At 63.7% G+C, this 16630-nt stretch carries 15 protein-coding genes; 3 read left to right on the top strand and 12 right to left on the bottom strand.

Annotated features, from left to right (window positions below; translation table 11 throughout):
- Positions 1-2: 2 nt before the first annotated feature.
- The 7 genes from AAFN55_RS02200 to AAFN55_RS02170 form a co-directional block, all read right to left on the bottom strand.
- Positions 3-779, bottom strand: coding sequence for a hypothetical protein (locus AAFN55_RS02200; protein ID WP_347797250.1), 777 nt, complete (start codon positions 777-779; stop codon positions 3-5).
- Positions 776-2050, bottom strand: a complete 1275-nt coding sequence (locus AAFN55_RS02195) for an LLM class flavin-dependent oxidoreductase (protein WP_347797249.1) — start codon at positions 2048-2050, stop codon at positions 776-778. Before AAFN55_RS02195 ends, AAFN55_RS02200 begins: the two co-directional genes overlap by 4 nt.
- Positions 2047-2955 (bottom strand): LLM class flavin-dependent oxidoreductase, encoded by a 909-nt coding sequence (locus tag AAFN55_RS02190; RefSeq protein WP_347797248.1) that lies wholly within the window; start codon positions 2953-2955, stop codon positions 2047-2049. Before AAFN55_RS02190 ends, AAFN55_RS02195 begins: the two co-directional genes overlap by 4 nt.
- A 13-nt stretch (positions 2956-2968) precedes the next feature.
- Entirely contained in the window at positions 2969-3901 is a 933-nt protein-coding gene (locus AAFN55_RS02185; protein WP_347797247.1) for an ABC transporter ATP-binding protein, read from the bottom strand.
- Complete coding sequence (locus AAFN55_RS02180; protein ID WP_347797246.1) at positions 3898-4545, bottom strand: ABC transporter permease; 648 nt, start codon at positions 4543-4545, stop codon at positions 3898-3900. Before AAFN55_RS02180 ends, AAFN55_RS02185 begins: the two co-directional genes overlap by 4 nt.
- Entirely contained in the window at positions 4542-5165 is a 624-nt protein-coding gene (locus AAFN55_RS02175) for an ABC transporter permease (RefSeq protein ID WP_347797245.1), read from the bottom strand. Before AAFN55_RS02175 ends, AAFN55_RS02180 begins: the two co-directional genes overlap by 4 nt.
- Positions 5166-5252: 87 nt before the next feature.
- Positions 5253-6134, bottom strand: coding sequence for a glycine betaine ABC transporter substrate-binding protein (locus AAFN55_RS02170; RefSeq protein WP_347797244.1), 882 nt, complete (start codon positions 6132-6134; stop codon positions 5253-5255).
- 205 nt (positions 6135-6339) lie between these two features.
- On the opposite strand from AAFN55_RS02170, the gene AAFN55_RS02165 reads away from it, so the two are divergent.
- Positions 6340-7341 (top strand): ornithine cyclodeaminase family protein, encoded by a 1002-nt coding sequence (locus AAFN55_RS02165; protein WP_347797243.1) that lies wholly within the window; start codon positions 6340-6342, stop codon positions 7339-7341.
- Positions 7338-8804, top strand: coding sequence for a histidine ammonia-lyase (gene hutH, locus AAFN55_RS02160; protein WP_347797242.1), 1467 nt, complete (start codon positions 7338-7340; stop codon positions 8802-8804). The genes AAFN55_RS02165 and hutH overlap by 4 nt, the downstream gene beginning before the upstream one ends.
- A gap of 207 nt (positions 8805-9011) precedes the next feature.
- On the opposite strand, the gene lhgO is transcribed toward hutH, so the two are convergent.
- On the bottom strand, positions 9012-10208 hold the full coding sequence (gene lhgO, locus AAFN55_RS02155; RefSeq protein WP_347800155.1) for an L-2-hydroxyglutarate oxidase: 1197 nt from the start codon (positions 10206-10208) through the stop codon (positions 9012-9014).
- A 309-nt stretch (positions 10209-10517) separates the two neighbouring features.
- Between lhgO and AAFN55_RS02150 the strand changes: the two genes are divergently transcribed.
- Positions 10518-10907: a hypothetical protein gene (locus AAFN55_RS02150; RefSeq protein WP_347797241.1), complete on the top strand. Its 390-nt coding sequence runs from the start codon at positions 10518-10520 to the stop codon at positions 10905-10907.
- Between the two features lie 71 nt (positions 10908-10978).
- Here the strand turns inward: AAFN55_RS02150 and AAFN55_RS02145 are convergent, their stop codons facing one another.
- The 4 genes from AAFN55_RS02145 to AAFN55_RS02130 form a co-directional block, all read right to left on the bottom strand.
- A complete protein-coding gene (locus AAFN55_RS02145) occupies positions 10979-11257 on the bottom strand; it encodes a curli assembly protein CsgF (protein ID WP_347797240.1) in 279 nt (92 codons plus the stop codon).
- A 49-nt stretch (positions 11258-11306) separates the two neighbouring features.
- Positions 11307-11915 (bottom strand): hypothetical protein, encoded by a 609-nt coding sequence (locus tag AAFN55_RS02140; RefSeq protein WP_347797239.1) that lies wholly within the window; start codon positions 11913-11915, stop codon positions 11307-11309.
- A 34-nt stretch (positions 11916-11949) separates the two neighbouring features.
- On the bottom strand, positions 11950-12357 hold the full coding sequence (gene csgH, locus AAFN55_RS02135) for a curli-like amyloid fiber formation chaperone CsgH (RefSeq protein WP_347797238.1): 408 nt from the start codon (positions 12355-12357) through the stop codon (positions 11950-11952).
- 68 nt (positions 12358-12425) lie between these two features.
- Complete coding sequence (locus tag AAFN55_RS02130; protein WP_347797237.1) at positions 12426-16394, bottom strand: hypothetical protein; 3969 nt, start codon at positions 16392-16394, stop codon at positions 12426-12428.
- Positions 16395-16630 lie beyond the last annotated feature (236 nt).

Raw genomic sequence — 16630 nt, 5'->3', positions numbered from 1 at the left:
GATCAGACGAAATAGAAGCCCACCTTGCCCAGCGGTCCCATCGCGATATCGATGGATGCGGGTCCGCTGACCGGATGGCCGGGCAGGTGCGTTCCGCACAGGACGATCATGCCGGCCTCCAGTGCCCTGCCGTCGCGGTCGAGACGCTCCGACAGCCACCGCAGAACGTCGAGCGGATGCTGCGGGGCGGCGCCGGTGGCCTCCCCCTCCAGCTTGCCGTTGCGATGCAAGGTCGTGATGATGCGCTCGACGTCGAGGTCTCCAATCGCGACTTCCTCCGGGCCAAGTACCGCACCGACATTGTAGACGCCCTGTGCGACGGCCTCGGCGGCACTCGGATCATGCGCGAACGCGCCCCGGACATCCATCAGCTCGATCCCTGCGCGAACCGATGCGACATGACGTGCGAGACCAGCATCGTCGCGCTCTACGTCATGGACCAAATCTTCGGAGAGCGTGATCACCAGTTCCGGCTCGATCACGAAGTCGCGGTAGCGGTTTGCATCGAAGCGTGCGCCGGATCCCACGACCAGATCGGAAAAGACCGGCGCGATGCAGGGCTCCGAGAGGCCGTAATAGGCGAGCGAAGAGCCTTTGTTGAACGCGATCTTGTAGCCTGCGATGCGTCGCCCCGGCACGTCGCCGAGAAGCCGTTCGGTCACCGCGTCCTGAATGTGATAGGCTTCCGCCAAATCCGTTCCGACCTCGTCAGCGTAACGCTGGAACGGCCGGCCGTTGCGGATATCGGAGACGATGCGGTCGGAAACGGCCGTGCTCATGCGCCCGCACCGTTCGTAAGACCCAGATTCGCGCGCAAGGTGCTGCCCTCGTAAGCGGTGCGAAACAGCCCGCGCCGCCGCAGTTCCGGAATGATCAGCGCGTTGAACGCGTCGAGTTCGCCGGGGAAGAAAGCCGGCATGACATTGAAGCCGTCGGCCGCGCCGCCCACGAACCAATGCTCCAGTTCGTCCACGATATCCTGCGCCGTGCCGACCAGACGCCAGTGACCGCGCGCGCCTGCGAAATGCCGCGCGACCTCCCGGATCGAGAGGTTATCACGCCGTGCCTGCTCGACGACCAGCGCCTGCCTGCTCTGCATGCCCTGCGTCGCCGTCAGTTCGGGAAGCGGGCCGTCGAGCGGCAGGCCCTTGAGGGCATCGGTGCTGAGGTAGCTTGCAAGGAGCGCGATGCCGACCTCGTCGGGGATCAGTTCCTGCAATTCGTCGAACTTCGCCTGCGCCTCGGCCCGCGTTTCCGCGACGACCGGCGAAACGCCCGGCATGATCTTCACCGCGTCCGGATGCCGGCCGGCGGCGCTCACCCGCGCTTTCAGGTCGTCGTAGAAGGATTTGGCGCTGTCGAAGGTCTGGGTCGCGACGAAGACGACGTCTGCCGTTCGCGCCGCGAGGTTGCGGCCGACGTCGGACGATCCCGCCTGCACCATGACGGGCGAGCCTTGCGGAGAGGGCTCCAGCCCCAGCCCGGCTTTGACCTCGAAATGCTCGCCCTTGTGGTCGAGTGCTGCGGTACGATTGTTGGGGTTCCACAGCCGTTGGACGACATCGGCGAACTCGGTCGCGCGTTCGTAGCGGTCGACATGCGGACGCAGCCCGCGCGCGCCAAAATTCGCCGCCTCGATCTCGCTTGCCGATGTGACGAGGTTCCAGCCCGCACGGCCGCCGCTCAGGAGATCGATCGTGGCGAAGGTACGCGCCAGGCCGTAGGGCTCGTTGTAGGAGGTCGAGGCTGTCGCGACCAAACCGATCGTGCTCGTCCTGGCCGCGATCGCCGCGAGCAGGCTGAGCGGTTCGAAGCCGATCGACCGCGACGTCTGGCTGGCGATCTCCGCATCGGCCTCGCGCACCCCGGCCGCATCCTCGAGGAACAGCATGTCGAAGCCGGCAGCTTCCGCCGACTGCGCCAGCCGCACGTAGTGGTCGACGTCGATGCCGGCGTCGATGGCCGCTTCGGGATGACGCCAGGCCGCGATGTGGTGCCCGGTCGGCATCAGGAACGCGCCGAGCTTCATCTGCTTTTTCGAGGCGGTCATCGCGCCGCTCCCTTCTGCGCAAGCCCGAGATGGTCGCGAAGCGTTGCGCCCGCATACGTCTCGCGCAGCAGGTTCCGGCCACGAAGATCCGCCGCCAGTTGCCCTGTCGCGAACTCCGCAGCGTCGGGCGACGATGCCACGAACAGGAACCCGTCGAGCCCATCCTCGGTCGCGATCGTCTCGAGACGGTGCGCATCGACGGGAGTGGAAGCCTTGGACAGATCGATCCGGCGCAAGGTCCGAGCGCCATCGGCTGACGGACGTGTTTCCGCATCGACGATGATCACATCCGCTTTGGCGGCAATCGACCCGCCGGCAGTGCCGCTGAAGATCACCGGCGCGCCTTGCGGCGAGCGCGCGACATTCAGCGGGCCGCGCACCGAAAAATGCGGGCCGGCATGATCGAGATGATGCATCTTCGCCGGATCGAAGAAACGGCCGCCCTCGCGGTCGAGGACCAGCGCATCCGCGTCCCACCCGCGCCACAGTGCATGAACGATGGCAATGAACTCGGCGGCACGCTCGTCGAAATCAGCCTCACCCAGGCGCAACGCGCCACTGAAATTCTCGAAATCCGCGCGATCGGCCTCGAGCGGCGCGAGCCAGCCGATCCGGCCATGGCTGATCTGGTCGAGCGACGCGAAGCGGCGGGCCAGATTGTAGGGCTCGTGGCGCACGGTCGAAGCCTGCGAGACGAGCCCGATCCTGTCCGTCGATGCGGCCAGCCAGGCAAGCGTGGTCGTCGCTTCCGGCCAGGAGCCGGCTTGGCCGGCTGCGGCTGTCTCATCCGGCAACACCACGAAATCGAAACCTGCCTTTTCGGCCGCCCGCACGGCACGCTGAATGTCGCCGAGACGCCACGCGCCTTCCGTGACCCGTCCCTCCAGCGAAAGTCCTATATGCATATTGTCCTGCCAATCAGACCGCGAAGATCGCGTCGCGCGTGATGCTGCCGACGACCGCGCCTGTTTCATCCACCACGGCAAGACGGTCGGAATTGGCGGAAATCATCGCCGCCAGCGCGTCACGCAGATCATCCATCGGCTTGACGCTCGCGCCCGCGTTACCCCCTTCGCCCGGCTGCATCGCATCGCTCACTCTGTAGAGGCTGAGCCGCTTCAGTGAACGATCCGCGCCGACGAAATTCTCCACGAACGCGTTGATGGGGCTGGAGAGGATCGCGTCCGGCGTGTCGTATTGCACGATCTTGCCGTCACGCATGATCGCGATGCGATCGCCGAGCCGCACGGCTTCGTCGATGTCGTGCGTCACGAGCACCACCGTCTTGCGGACGCGCTGGAGAATCAGCCGGAACTCGTCCTGGAGCCGCGTGCGCGCGATCGGATCGATGGCGCCGAACGGCTCGTCCATCAACAGCACGGGCGGGTCGGCGGCAAGCGCACGCGCCACGCCGACGCGCTGGCGCTGGCCGCCGGAAAGCTGGCGCGGATAGCGATCGAGCATGGCTGCCGGATCGAGCCCGACCAGATGCATCAGCTCCTCATTGCGCGCGGCGATCTTCTGCGCTGGCCAGCCGAGAAGCTTCGGAACCGATCCGACATTCTGCGCGATCGTCATGTGCGGGAACAGGCCGACCTGCTGGATCACGTAACCGATATGGCGGCGGAAGATCACCGGATCGACCGCGCGCACATCCTCGCCATTGACGACGATCTGGCCTTCGGTCGGCTCGATCAGCCGGTTGATCATGCGCATCGTCGTGGTCTTGCCGCAACCCGATGGCCCGACGAGCGCGACCGTCACGCCTTCGGGAATCTCCATGCTGAGATCGTCCACCGCAGGCGCCGTGCCCTCGCCGTAGCGCTTCGTCACGTTCTTCATGGTGATCATGAGCGGGACCTTTCGGCGAACAGCGCCTTTTCCGTCTGGCCGAGGATGAATTCCGTCAGGAGCGCGAGAAGCGCGATCGGCACCGCGCCCACGAGAAGACGCGACGGGTTCATGCCGGCGATACCGACCGCGATGAAATCGCCGAGGCCGCCGCCGCCGATAAACGGAGCCAGCGTCGCGCCCGCCAGAACCTGCACGGCTGCCGTTCGCACGCCGGCGAACATGGCCGGTGCGGCGAGCGGCACGCGAATCTTCCAGAGAATTTGCGACTGGCTCATGCCCATGCCGGTCGCGGCTTCCACCGAATCCGCATCGACGTCGCGCAGGCCGATATAGGTGTTGATGAGGATCGGCGGCAGAGCCAAGATCGTCAGCGCCACGATCGACGGCCACAGCCCGATGCCGAGGATCGGCATCATGATCGCGAGGATGGCGAGGCTCGGCAGCGTGCGCAGCGCGTTGACGGAATTGACCGCGGCAAAGGCGAGACCGGCACGATTGATGATCACGATGGCCAGCGGAAGCCCGATCATCAGCGCGAACAGCATCGCGTATCCCGACATCACGAGATGCTGGCCGAGGGCGCGATTGAACGGGGCCGGATTCTCCCAGATCCACGTCAGGGCTTCCATCACGACGTTCATGCGCGCCTCCAGCGAAGGAGGCCGCGCTCGACGGCGGTCAGCAGGAAGTCGAAGAAGATCGCCATCAGCGCAGTCAGCACGCCGCCGACGATCACCTTTTCGGGATAGTTCTGGTCGATGCCGGCAAGAATGATGGCGCCCAGCCCGCCCGCATCGATGAACGCCGCGACGGTGGCGATGCCGATCACCGTGACGAGCGCGATGCGGATGCCGGAGACGATCAGCGGAAGTGCCAGCGGCAGCTCAACGCGCACAAGGCGCTGCCATCGGCTGAACCCCATGCCGTCTGCCGCGTCCAGCACCTCGGCCGGCACGTTGCGCAGGCCGGTCACGACGTTTCTGAGGAGGATCAGCAGGCAATAGGACGACAGGCCCGTCAGCGCCGGCTTCATGCCCAGTCCCATGATCGGGATCAGGAACGCGAACAGCGCGAGGCTTGGAATGACGAAGATGATGCCGGTGACGGTCAGCGCGATCGCATAAAGCCGCTGCCTTCGCGCGCAGATGATGCCGAGCACCATGGCGATCGCGCAGCCGATCAGCACGGACGACAGCGAAAGGAAGAGATGCTGCCCGGCCGCCTGGAGGATTTGGTCGATGTTCTTGTGCGCCCAGGTCACGCGTGGCCCAAACCGATACGAGGATGGGCCACGACACCGCACGCGGCGATGTCGTTGCCCGGATTGGAAGTCAGCACCAAGTTAGGGTCAGATACCGTTCTCGGCAAGGAAATCGGCCGCGACTTCGGCAGGTTCCTTGCGGTCACGTTCGACCGCCGCGTTGAGCGCGCGCATGTTCTCGTTGTTGAGCAGCGGGCTCACCTTGTTCAGCACCTCGGCCAATTGCGGATTGGCTTCCAGCGCGTCCTGGCGAACGACGGGGACGAGGTAGTAGGGCGGGAAGAGCGCCTTGTCGTCGTCCAGCACCGTCAACTTGCTGTCCTCTATCTGCCAGTCCGTGGCGAAGCCGAAGGACACGTCGATCTGCTTGCTGGTCAGCGCGCTGTAGCGAATGCCGAGCTTGGCGAACTGGACGAATTCCTTGAACTCGATGCCGTAGACATCCTTCAGGCCCGGCAGGCCATCCTTGCGCTCGCCGAACGTGCCTTCCGCGCCGAAGGTCAAATCCTTCGACTTCGGTCCGAGATCGCTCAACGTCTTGAGGCCGTTTGCCTCCGCTGTTTCCGGCAGCAGGATGATCGCATAGCCGTTGTTGATCTGGGTCGGCTCGAGCAGCGTCAGCTTGAGCTCGTTCTCGTAATAGGTCTTCACGTCCTGGTAGATCTTGTCGGCGTCGCCATCGAGTTCGCCCTTCACGACGGCGGCCAGAGCAGTGCCGGTATATTCCGGATAGAAGTCGATCTCGCCGCTGGTCAGCGCGCTGTGGGCGATCTGGGTCGCGCCGAGATTGAGGCGACGCTGGACCTCGATGCCGGACTTCTCCAGCGCCTGCGCATAAATCTCGGCGACAATGAACTGCTCGGTGAAGTTCTTGCTGCCGATCTTGACCGGCTCGGCAAGGCTCGCGGATGCGAAGGCGACGGACAGAGCGAGGCCCAGGCCGAATGCCTTGAGGGTTGTGGAAGCCATGGTGTTCTCCAAAGGGACGATACGAGGGGTGCGCTGGGAGGAGCGGATGACACTACACTACAGAGACGAGGCGCGGGCAAGCAGGCGAAAATGTTTCGTTTTCCCGGTGTTTTCGGGAACAGATTTGTTATCCTCGGAACTTCGGACCCCATATCATTGTTCCCGCAGCCATTACAGGCGCCTCCCCTCCCACGATCAGAGATCCATGCAAGCCATTCACATCGATTTTCTCAACGCCGTCGATATCGAAAATCTCGCATTGACCGACGCCGAAATCCTCGATGCCGTGGAAAGTGGCCTGATCGCGCAGGGCCGCAAGGAAACCGTGATCGAGCCGCGCGTGCATCTGGAACCGGACCCCGCGTTCCGGGGGCACTTCAACGTCCTGCGCGGCTACGTCGCGCCGCTCGGCTTCGCGGGCGTGAAGATCGTCGGCGACTATGTCGACAATTATCTGCAGGGCCTGCCATCGGAATTCGGCATCCTCAATTTGTTCGACCCGCGCACCGGCATGCCGCGCGCGATCCTCGACGCGACCGCCATCACCGACATGCGCACCGGCGCAGTCACCGCGATCGGCGCGAAGCATCTGGCGCGCAAGGGCTCGAAAGTGCTGGGCCATATCGGCGCGCGCGGCACCGCCTACTGGAATGTGCGGCTGCTCGACCACTTCTTCGACTTTGACGAAATCCGCGTTCATTCGCGCCGGCCCGAGAGCCGCGACGGATTTGCCGAACGGCTGTCCAACGACCTCGGCAAGCCCGTCGTCGCGGTGGACAACTGGCAGGCCTGCGTCGAAGGCGCGGATATCGTGGTCGAGGCATCGCGCCTCGAAAAGCCCACGCCGCTTCTCAAGACGGCGTGGATAAAGCCCGGCGCGCTGGTGGTTCCCTACGGCACGATGAGCGCGGTGGAACTGTCCCTGACGGACATCATGAGCAAGATGGTCGTGGACGATTGGGGCCAGTGCAAGGGCGGCAAGTTCGGTTCGCTGCGCGCCCATGTCGAGAGCGGCAAGCTGAGCGAAGACACGCTGCACGCGGAACTCGGGCAGATCGCCGCTAGCCTCGCACCCGGCCGCGAGACCGACGACGAAACGATCCTGTTCTGGCATCGCGGCCTGTCGCTGAGCGACATCGCGCTCGGCGCCGCCATGCTGGAAAAGGCCAACCGCCAGGGGATCGGCCAGAAGCTGCGCTTCGCGTGAGGCGGCTCACCATATCCACGACCAAGGTCGACGTCGGCGATATTGCGGGCGTTGCCGATGGCACGTCGATCGGAATCGCGCCGGACGTCCGTGAGCGCCTGATCGTCGCGCGAAAAATTATCGACCGCGCTGCGGCGGCAGGCCAGCAGATTTACGGGCTGAACACCGGCCTCGGCGCGAATATCGGCAGCAGCGTCAGTGACGACGCATCCGCGTTCCAACGCACGCTGGTCGAAGGCCGCAGCGCAGGCGTCGGAGACGCGCTGCCGGACCGCGATGTCCGCGCGGTCATCGCTGCCCGGATCGTCATGCTTGCGCAGGGCGGCTCCGGCATCTCCCCCCATGTGCTCGACGCGCTTGTGGCGCTGCTGAACGCGGGCGTGACCCCAATCGTGCCCCGCTTCGGATCGATCGGAGCCGGCGATCTGGTCATGCTCGCCCCGATTGCGGAGGTTCTGATCGGCGGCGGAAGGGCGCGGTTCGATGGCACCGTCATGGACGGGGCGGCGGCACTGGCAGCCGCCGGTCTCGAACCGGTCGCGCTCGCACCCAAGGACGGGCTCTCGCTGATCAATGCATCGAGCATATCGGTGGGGCTTGGCGCGCTCGGTGTCGTCGAGGCGAGCCATCTCCTTGCGCGCCAGACCGAAGCCGCCGCGCTCACCATGGCCGGCATCGGCGCCAACCGGTCGATCCTCGATGCGAGGATCAACCAGGCACGGCCTGCAAGCGGGCAGATCAACGCCGCATCCAGGCTCCGCGACCTCCTCGGGCCTTCTGAGCAAGCCGCCAAGTTGCAGGACCCGCTCAGCATACGCTGCGCACCCTCGATCCTCGGCGCGCTCGATCATGCGATCGCATCCGCGCGCGAAAACATCGAACTGGAGTTGAACAGCGCGGGCGACAACCCGCTCGTGCTGGTGGATGACGGGCTCGTGCTCTCGACCGGCAATTTCCATACGCCCGCGATCGCGATCGCCTTCGAGACGCTCGGCCTCGCGATCGCGCAATGCGCGGCGGCGAGTGCCGCCCGCTTCGTGCAATTGACGGGTTCGGGACGCGGCGGGTTGCCGAAATATTTGTCGCCGGTCGGCGGCGCTTCGGCGGGCTTCGTGCCGTTGCAGAAGACAGTCGCGGCGCTGATGGCAGCGATCCGCCACAAGGCGAACCCGGTGATGCTCGATTTCTTCGCGGTCTCAGAAGGGGTCGAGGATCATGCGCCGCAGACGGCGCTTGCGGTCGAGAAGTGCCGCGAGATGATCGCGCTGTGGCGCCAGATAGTCGCGTTCGAGCTTCTGGCCGCCGCACAGGCGGTCGATCTTCAGGCGAGTTGCATCCTGTTGCCCGAGCTTCGGCGCGTGCACGATGTCGTGCGCAGCGTCTCGGCCACGCTTTCGCAGGACCGTCCGCTCGGCCGCGACGTGCAGGCCCTGTGCGACAGCCTTCGGCGTCCCAGAGATTGATGCCGCCGCCGTTGCGGGCCGGCGTGGCCCCTAGGTGGTCCGCTACCCCGGTTACGCCGACCCGCTCGCGATCCGCGGATCGCATGCGGGACCGTAGTCATGGCCGGTGGAACGGCAACGCCGGCGACAGGTCGGTCCACACAGGCCCGGCACCGGGGTTAACGCTTGGTAAACACGGCGTGAGGCCATGATGCCGGCCAGAGCGCGCTAGCTTCTTCCGCTCATAAGCTTGTCGCCGATCATGCGCGCGATCGGCAGCGCCGAGGTCGCTGCCGGCGATGGCGCGTTGCAGACGTGGAGCATGCGATCGGTCTGCGAAAACATGAAATCGTGAACCAGCGTTCCGTCGCGCAAAACGGCCTGGGCGCGGATGCCAGCCGGCTGGGGACCGAGATCGTCCAGTTGCAGTTCCGGACAGTATCGCCTGCACAAATCGAGATAATGCGCTTTCGACAGCGAGGATCGAAGCTCGCCGAAAGCGGCCTTGCGATGGCGGGCGAGCGTCTTCCAGAATCCGGGAAAGCCCAGCGTCGAGGCAAGGTCGGCGGCATCGATCGAAAAGCGCCCATAGCCTTCGCGCGCCATGCCGAGCACGGCGTTCGGGCCGACCGTCACCCCGCCGTCGATCATGCGCGTGAGATGGACGCCCAGAAAGGGCATCGATGGGTCCGGCACCGGATAGATAAGATGACGGATAAGGGCATTGCGGCTGGCCGGCAGACGGAAATACTCGCCGCGGAACGGCACGATACGATGATCGATAGCGAGCCCCGCCAGACGCGCGACACGGTCGGACTGCAGTCCGGCGCATGCCACAAGCCGATTGGCGCGATATGCGGTGCCGCCCGCAACGCATTCGACGCCGTCGACATCTTCCCTGATCGCGGTCACTTCGCTGCCCGTGACGATCCGCCCGCCCAGCGCCTCCACTTCGGCCCGCATCGCGCGCACCATCCCGACATAGTCGACGATGCCGGTCGACGGGACGAAGAGCGCCTGCAATCCCGTGATGTGCGGCTCTCGCTCGCGCAATTCGCCTTTTGACTGGGGGATGACTTCAATCTCGTTTGCTTGGCACCGATCCGCCAGATCGCCGAGGCGGGACACGTCGGACGGCGTCGTCGCGACGATCAGCTTGCCGCAAATCTCGTAGGGAACGCCATGCTCGTCGCAATAATCCCGCGTCGCGCGCGCGCCCTCGCGGCACAGCGTCGCCTTGAGGCTGCCCGGCGCGTAATAGACGCCCGCGTGGATCACACCGCTGTTGCGGCCGGTCTGATGACGCGCGAGGTCGTCTTCCTTTTCGAGCAGGACGAGGCTTGCGCCGCGATGGCGGTGCAGCAGTTCACGCGCGGTAGCAATGCCGATGATGCCACCGCCGATGACGCAGAATTCGTATCTCAGATCAGGCCTCGTTCGGATGTTCTCTCGACCGATGTGATGCACGCAAACCCGAGACCGGACAAGACCAGGGCGATACGCATATTGGCTGTCCTGGCGAAATCAGGAGGGAGAGGGCAGGAAGCGCATGCCGTCTGGAATGCCGGTTGACGGCGACGGACGAACAGGCCCCATTCTGGATGGTTAACGCAGTATAAAGAGGCCGCCTCAAATTCCGCCCATGTCGATACGACAAGTTAAACCACGTCTCTTTGCCGGTTCTTATTCGGTTGTCCTTATAATTCTTCACATAACAGGGAAGGAATGGGGACAATGAAAACAATCATCTCGACATTTGCAGTATTGACGTTCTTTGGCTCTGTCGCGACCGCTGAGCCTTTCTCATCGCCGGCCTACATCCAGCAGGTCAGCTCCACGGCGGCAACGGTTCGCCTGAGCACGAGCGAGCTGGTGGCGCCGATCATCAGCCTGGCGTCCCAGATGCCGTCGCTTCGTCCCAACGGGCCCGGCAATCTCGGCCTGATCTGGCAGGACGGCATCAACAACAACGCCAACATCGAGCAGACCGGTAGCCGCAATGTCGGCCTGATCCGGCAGATCGGCCTCGACAACGTGGCATCGATCAGCCAGTCCGGCATCGGACATCAGGCGTTGGTGTTCCAGCAAGGCCGCGGCAACGTCGCGATCATCCGCCAGCGCTGAGATCGATACCCATCGAACGAAGAACGGCTCCGACGATCGTCGGAGCCGTTCTTCGTTGGTGTGGACTGGTCTCAGCCGCCCGCAGCAGCCGGTCCGCCCGGCACTTCGGGCAAGGGGGTTGGAGTAGGCGTGGGCTGCGGAATCCCGCCGAAATCAGGGAAATCGATCGTGAACCCCGGCGAGCCGCCGCCCGGCGTCTGTGACGTCGCCTGCGACAGCAGCCAGTTGCCGTTGAGCGGATCGCCGCCGAACGACGGATTGACGGGGCGATAGACGAGCTCAGACGCGCTTGCCGCGCCGATTGAACCGATGACGATCGCAGATGCGAACAGTGTTGAAAGTATCTTCATTTCTCTTCCCCACGCGGACAACTTGCGGCGCAAGATTCCATCAGATCGTTTATCTGTTGACAGGTATCACATACATGCGACCGGGAACAATAACCACTGCGGTGTTTTGCAGACCGCGAAGTCCCGTCGGCATCATATAGTTTCCCGACTGTGGCGTTTGCACCGCAATCACAGTCGAATTCGTCGAACCGCGAACATCGAGAACGCCGGCCAGATTGTCGCCGACCTGGACGAAACCGACATTGTTGTTCTGGCCGGAGACGCCGACCAACTGGAAGTTGTTGTCACCACGACTCGCCTGGAGCACGTTGTTGTTGGTGCCGCCCTGCACGAGCAACAGCGCGGAGTTGTGCCCCTCGATCGCCTGGACCGCACGGTTGCGCGTGCCGCTCTGTTCGATCAGCGACAGGCTGCTCGTGCCCTCCACTGACGACGTCGCGAAGTTGTTCTCGCCGATCTGCGTGATCGAGGTCGTGGTCTGAGCAGCGCCCGTGATGAACGGGTTGATCGGCTGCATGAGAGCACCGATCACGTCCGTCGCTTCCTGTCCGGTATACTCCGACTGATCGATGATCTTGATGCCTTCGGCGTTTGCACCGACCGAACCGATCACCAGTGCGGCGACCGCCCCTGCAAGCTTGGATTTCCAATTGCGCATGTACGTTCCCCGCCTGTTGCTCTCTGCGGCTCGTTCAGAGCCGTATCGAGGGCTCTTCGAGCTCGATTTCCGCATTCACGCGGCAGTAGGTCTTCCCGTCCATCCCGTTCACCTGCATGTCGATCACGACCGTGGACGGCCGATCGACCGCGAGAACCGTCTCGCCGAGCGAGCCGTTGGCGAACCGGTTGGACTGGCTCGTCATGCTTGTTCCCGAACGCGAACGCTTGGTGACGTTGATGCGAAAGGTCCCGGTCAGTGCTTCCGACGTTTCGATGAAGGGCCGCAGCGTCGCGATCTCGGTTCCGTCGATCCGCACGCCGCATTGCGCGAGGCGCTGGTCGAGGATCTCGCCTGTTACGATCCGGTCATTCATCGAAGCTTCGCCTGTCATGCCCGAAAGGAAGAAGATGCCGCCGGCGATCGTCGCTTTTTGAAACATCCTCGCCTCCCTTTGCTCAGGAAGATGCAGGGCGCGTGCCACAAGACACGCGCCCTGCAAGGTGTCGCTTAGTTCTGGATGACCGCAGCGACGTTCCCGCGACCCTGCTGGAAGACCAGCGAGTTCTGGCCGGAGTTGCGCTGCGTCACGGTTGCGATGTTGGCATTGCCGCCGAGGCCGTCCTGGATGACCAGCGAGGTGTTGCCGCTGCCGCTCTGGTCGACATAGGCAAAGCTCAGATCGCCCGACTGGAGAATGGTCGAGGAATGCGAGGTGCCGGTCTGGAGAACGCCTGCCCCCGAGTTCGTGGCGTTCTGCACGATGAGCGACGAGCTGCCGGTGCTGGCGATCTGCAGTGTGGACGCAAGGTTGTTGCTTCCGTTCTGGAACGTCAGCGCGGTGTTTCCCGTGCCGTTCTGCTGGACGGTTGATGCACCGTTGTTGCTGCCGATCTGAACGGTGCCGGCTGCCGAGAGCGCAGACGTGTGCTGCAGCACGGAGGCGGTGTTGCCCGTTCCACTCTGAACCGTCGCAGCAGCTACGCCCGCCACGGCTGACTGGGTGGTCGCTGACGTGTTCAGATCACCGATCTGAAGCGTTCCGGAGATCGCGCCGACCGAGGCAAGCTGCAGTGTCGCCGCGACGTTGTCGTTGCCGATCTGAGCTATGCCGGCAGCAACCTGCGAAGAGCCGTTCTGCTGCGTGTTTCCGGCGACGTTGCCGTTGCCGAACTGGGCGTTGGCTGCCGTGGCGTCAGTGGTTTCGAGCTGCAGGTTCGCCGCAATGTTGCCGTCACCCACCTGAACGTTGGCGGCATCCGAGCCAACCGTTGCCGTCTGGACGTTCGACGCACCGCTACCGTCACCGATCTGGATGTTCAGAGCACCGGAGCCCGCAACCCCAACCTGCTCGTTCGTTGCAACGTTGTCGCCGCCGACCTGAATGTTGGCAGCGGCTGCACCGACACCGCCGGTCTGCGTGTTCAGAGCGGCGTTGTTGTTGCCGACCTGAAGGTTCGCAGCCTTGGCATCAACCGCGACCGTCTGCGTGTTGACGGCGGCATTGCCGTCACCGATCTGCACCGAAGCGGCATCCGCCCCCGATGTCGCGATCTGGCTGTTGGTCGCGAAGTTGCCGTCGCCGAACTGGCCGATGATGGCGTTGGACGCGGTTGCTGCAGCCGAATTGCCAACGATCGGTGTGTCGAGAAGCACGACTTCCTGAGTCGGTTGCCCGTTGTTTACCCAGACGCCATTGCCATTCTTCGTCTGCCTCTGAGCGGAGGTCGTATAGCTCGTAGCCGAAAACGCGGCACTGCCGATCTGCGAATTCGACGCGACGTTGTTGTTGCCGATCTGGGCAATCGCCGCCGCAGACCCGACTGCGGCCGCATTTCCATCGACGGTCACGGTCGTTCCGCTATACACCGTGCGCTTGTTGGGGGAGCCATTCGGTCCGCCAGTGCTTCCGGTGATCTCGGTAAACGCATCAAAGCTATGCGAAACTGAAAAGACCTGCCCCTGCGTGTTGCCGGCAATGTTGCCGGTGCCGGCTTGCACGATCGCCGCATCGACGCTGGCGCTGCCAGCGTGCTGCGTGTTGGTCGCAAAATTGCCTGCGCCGAACTGCGCAATGAAGGCAGTGGAGTCGATCACGCCGTTCTGGATATTGAAGGCGAAGTTGGTTGCGCCCCCGTTATTGCCCTGGATGATGATCGCCGAGCTGTCGTTGACATCTGTCTGCGTGTTAGCGCCCACGTTCTGCGCCGAGCCGTCGCCGTACTGGACGATGAGGGCGCTGGAGTCGTTGACGTTTGTCTGCGTGTTGACACCGGTGCTGCCCGAACCGAGCTGGATCACGGTCGCCGAGGTCGGATCGACATTGGTCTGCGTGTTCACGCCGACATTGTTCGAACCGGCCTGCACGATGAGTGCCGTCGCATCCGAGCCACCCGTCTGAGTGTTGAGGCCCGCGTTGGTGTTGCCGGCCTGGATGATGTTCGCAGTGTTTGTATTGCCGCCATCCTGCGCGTTGACCGCCGAGTTCCGTGCGTCGGAAGCGGCGCCGATGCCGACCTGCAGAATGCCGGCCGCGTTGTTTTCGCCGCCGTTCTGGACGTTCAAACCGGAGTTCCAGTCGCCGAACTGGCCGATCGCGGCCGACGTCGTGCGAACCACGGACTGGAGATTGGAGGCAGCGTTGTTCGAACCCACCTGCAGCGTTGCCGCCGTGTTTACGTCGAACGCATCCGAAACGTTGGACTGCGAGTGCAGTTGCGACGTGAAGGACGTGTTGTCCGCGCCGATCTGGAGCGTATCCGATCCGGCGCCCGTGCCCTGCGCCTGAAGCGTCACTGCGGCGTTGCGCGCGCCGAACTGGCCTGTCGTCTGGCGTCCGGTGCTCGTCTCGTACTGATACCCGCTCGCGGTGTTGTCGCGACCGACCTGCACGATGTCGGTGCTGCTGTCGAAGGGGCCGCCCGGATTGGTCAGGCTGCCGGCCAGGTCGACCTGAAGGTTGACCGCCGTGTTGTCGACGCCGACCTGGAGGATCGAGGCTTCGTTCGACTGGCCAAGACGCGGCATCTTGCCGTTCTGCAGGTTGGTTCCGGTGTTGCCGGCGCCGAACTGCGCGATCGTGGCATCGGACCCGTCAGTGCCGTTCTGCGTGTTGTAGCCGGTGTTGGCTGCGCCGACCTGGACTATGCCGGCCGAATTGCCTGCACCGCCATCCTGAAGGTTGCCCGCGATGTTGTAGTCGGTTTCGGTGTTGCCGATACCCACCTGCAGAATGCCGGCCTCGTTGGAAGCACCGCCAAGCTGCGTGTTGCCAGCGCGGTTCAGATCGCCGACCTGGGCAATTCCGGCAACGTTGTTGCTGGATGGACCCTGGTTGCTCTGAAGGTTGGCAGCCTGGTTCTCGTTGCCGAACTGCGCGATGAGCGCGGTCGCACCCGAATTCGGGATCACGAGATTGCTGGACCCGGACTGGGTGTTCGCGGCGATGTTCTCGTTGCCGACCTGCGCGATGCCGGCGACGTCGCCGAAACCGTTGGTCGAGCTGTTCGTGGCAGCGTTCTGGTTGCCGACCTGCAGCGTTGCGGCGGTGCTACCGGTGCCGTCGCGGCTCAGATTGTAGGCGGTGTTGTCGTCGCCGAACTGGCCGATGGCGGCGCTGTGGTCGGTTCCGCCCTGATGCAGGTTGAAGCCGTCATTGTCATCGCCACCCTGGATGATCGTGGCGGAGCCATTCGTGCTCGAATCCTGGCTGTTGATCGCGAGGTTGCCGGAGCCGACCTGAAGCGTGCCGGCCTCGTTGGAATGACCCATGTCGTATTGATCGACTACGGCCTCGCCGAGCGGATCGTAGAAATCGACCGTCTGGCTGTTGAGTGCGACGTTGCTCGTGCCACCCTGTGCGATGGTGGATCTCGAATCGTTCTGGCCCTTCTGCAGAACGGTCGCGGCGTTGCCCGATCCGCCCTGGAGAATGCCCGAGAAAGAATTGTTGGTGGCGTTGTGCGCGCCTGCAACCTGCGTGCTGGACGCGAAGTTGCCGACCGAGGCTGAATCCAGGTTCAACTGGATGATGCCGGTGTCGTTGTTCTCGCCAGTCTGGACGTTCTGAGCAACGTTGGCGTAGCCGCCCTGGAAGACCGCGGCGCGGTTCTCACCGGTCTGCAGGAACTTGTTGACGATGTTGTTCGAGCCGAACTGCGCGATGCCGGCGGTGTTCTTGCCGCTTTGCAGGAACTGGTCGCCGATAAAGTTGGCGGTGCCAAGCTGCATGGTGCCGAGCGTGTTGGTGCCGCGCTGCGCGTCCGAGCCGCCGTCGGGATTGATCGGATTCATGTACGGCAGGAAGAAGTTGCCGGTGCCGTGCTGGTAAACGAACGCGTCGTTCGAACCGACCTGCGACAGATAGGCGAGGTTGCTGTTGTTGAGCTGACCGACATAGGCCGAGTTGCCCTGCGCGTGCGCGGCCCCGGCCAGCGGTATCATGGCGACGCTCGCCATCAGAAGTGTCTTACGTGACATTGAATGTCTCCCTAGCGCTAAACCCGTAGGGCAACATCGGTGCCCCGCCCCACTCCCCGGATGCGCGTGACGAGGAGCGTTAACAGGCGGTTAATTACCAGAGCGCGAGTGATTCACGCAAGTGCAATACGGTGACTAAAAAGTTAAATGGTGAATCTGTTGCTTTGGCACATAGTAGCCATTTGGCGTAATACATAGCTTACGCATCTGCCAAATATGTCTTTTTTCAATACACG

Origin of the sequence: Mesorhizobium sp. CAU 1732 (assembly GCF_039888675.1) — a bacterium.
Classification (GTDB): Bacteria; Pseudomonadota; Alphaproteobacteria; order Rhizobiales; family Rhizobiaceae; genus Aerobium.
This window is presented reverse-complemented; position numbering and strand designations above follow the sequence as displayed.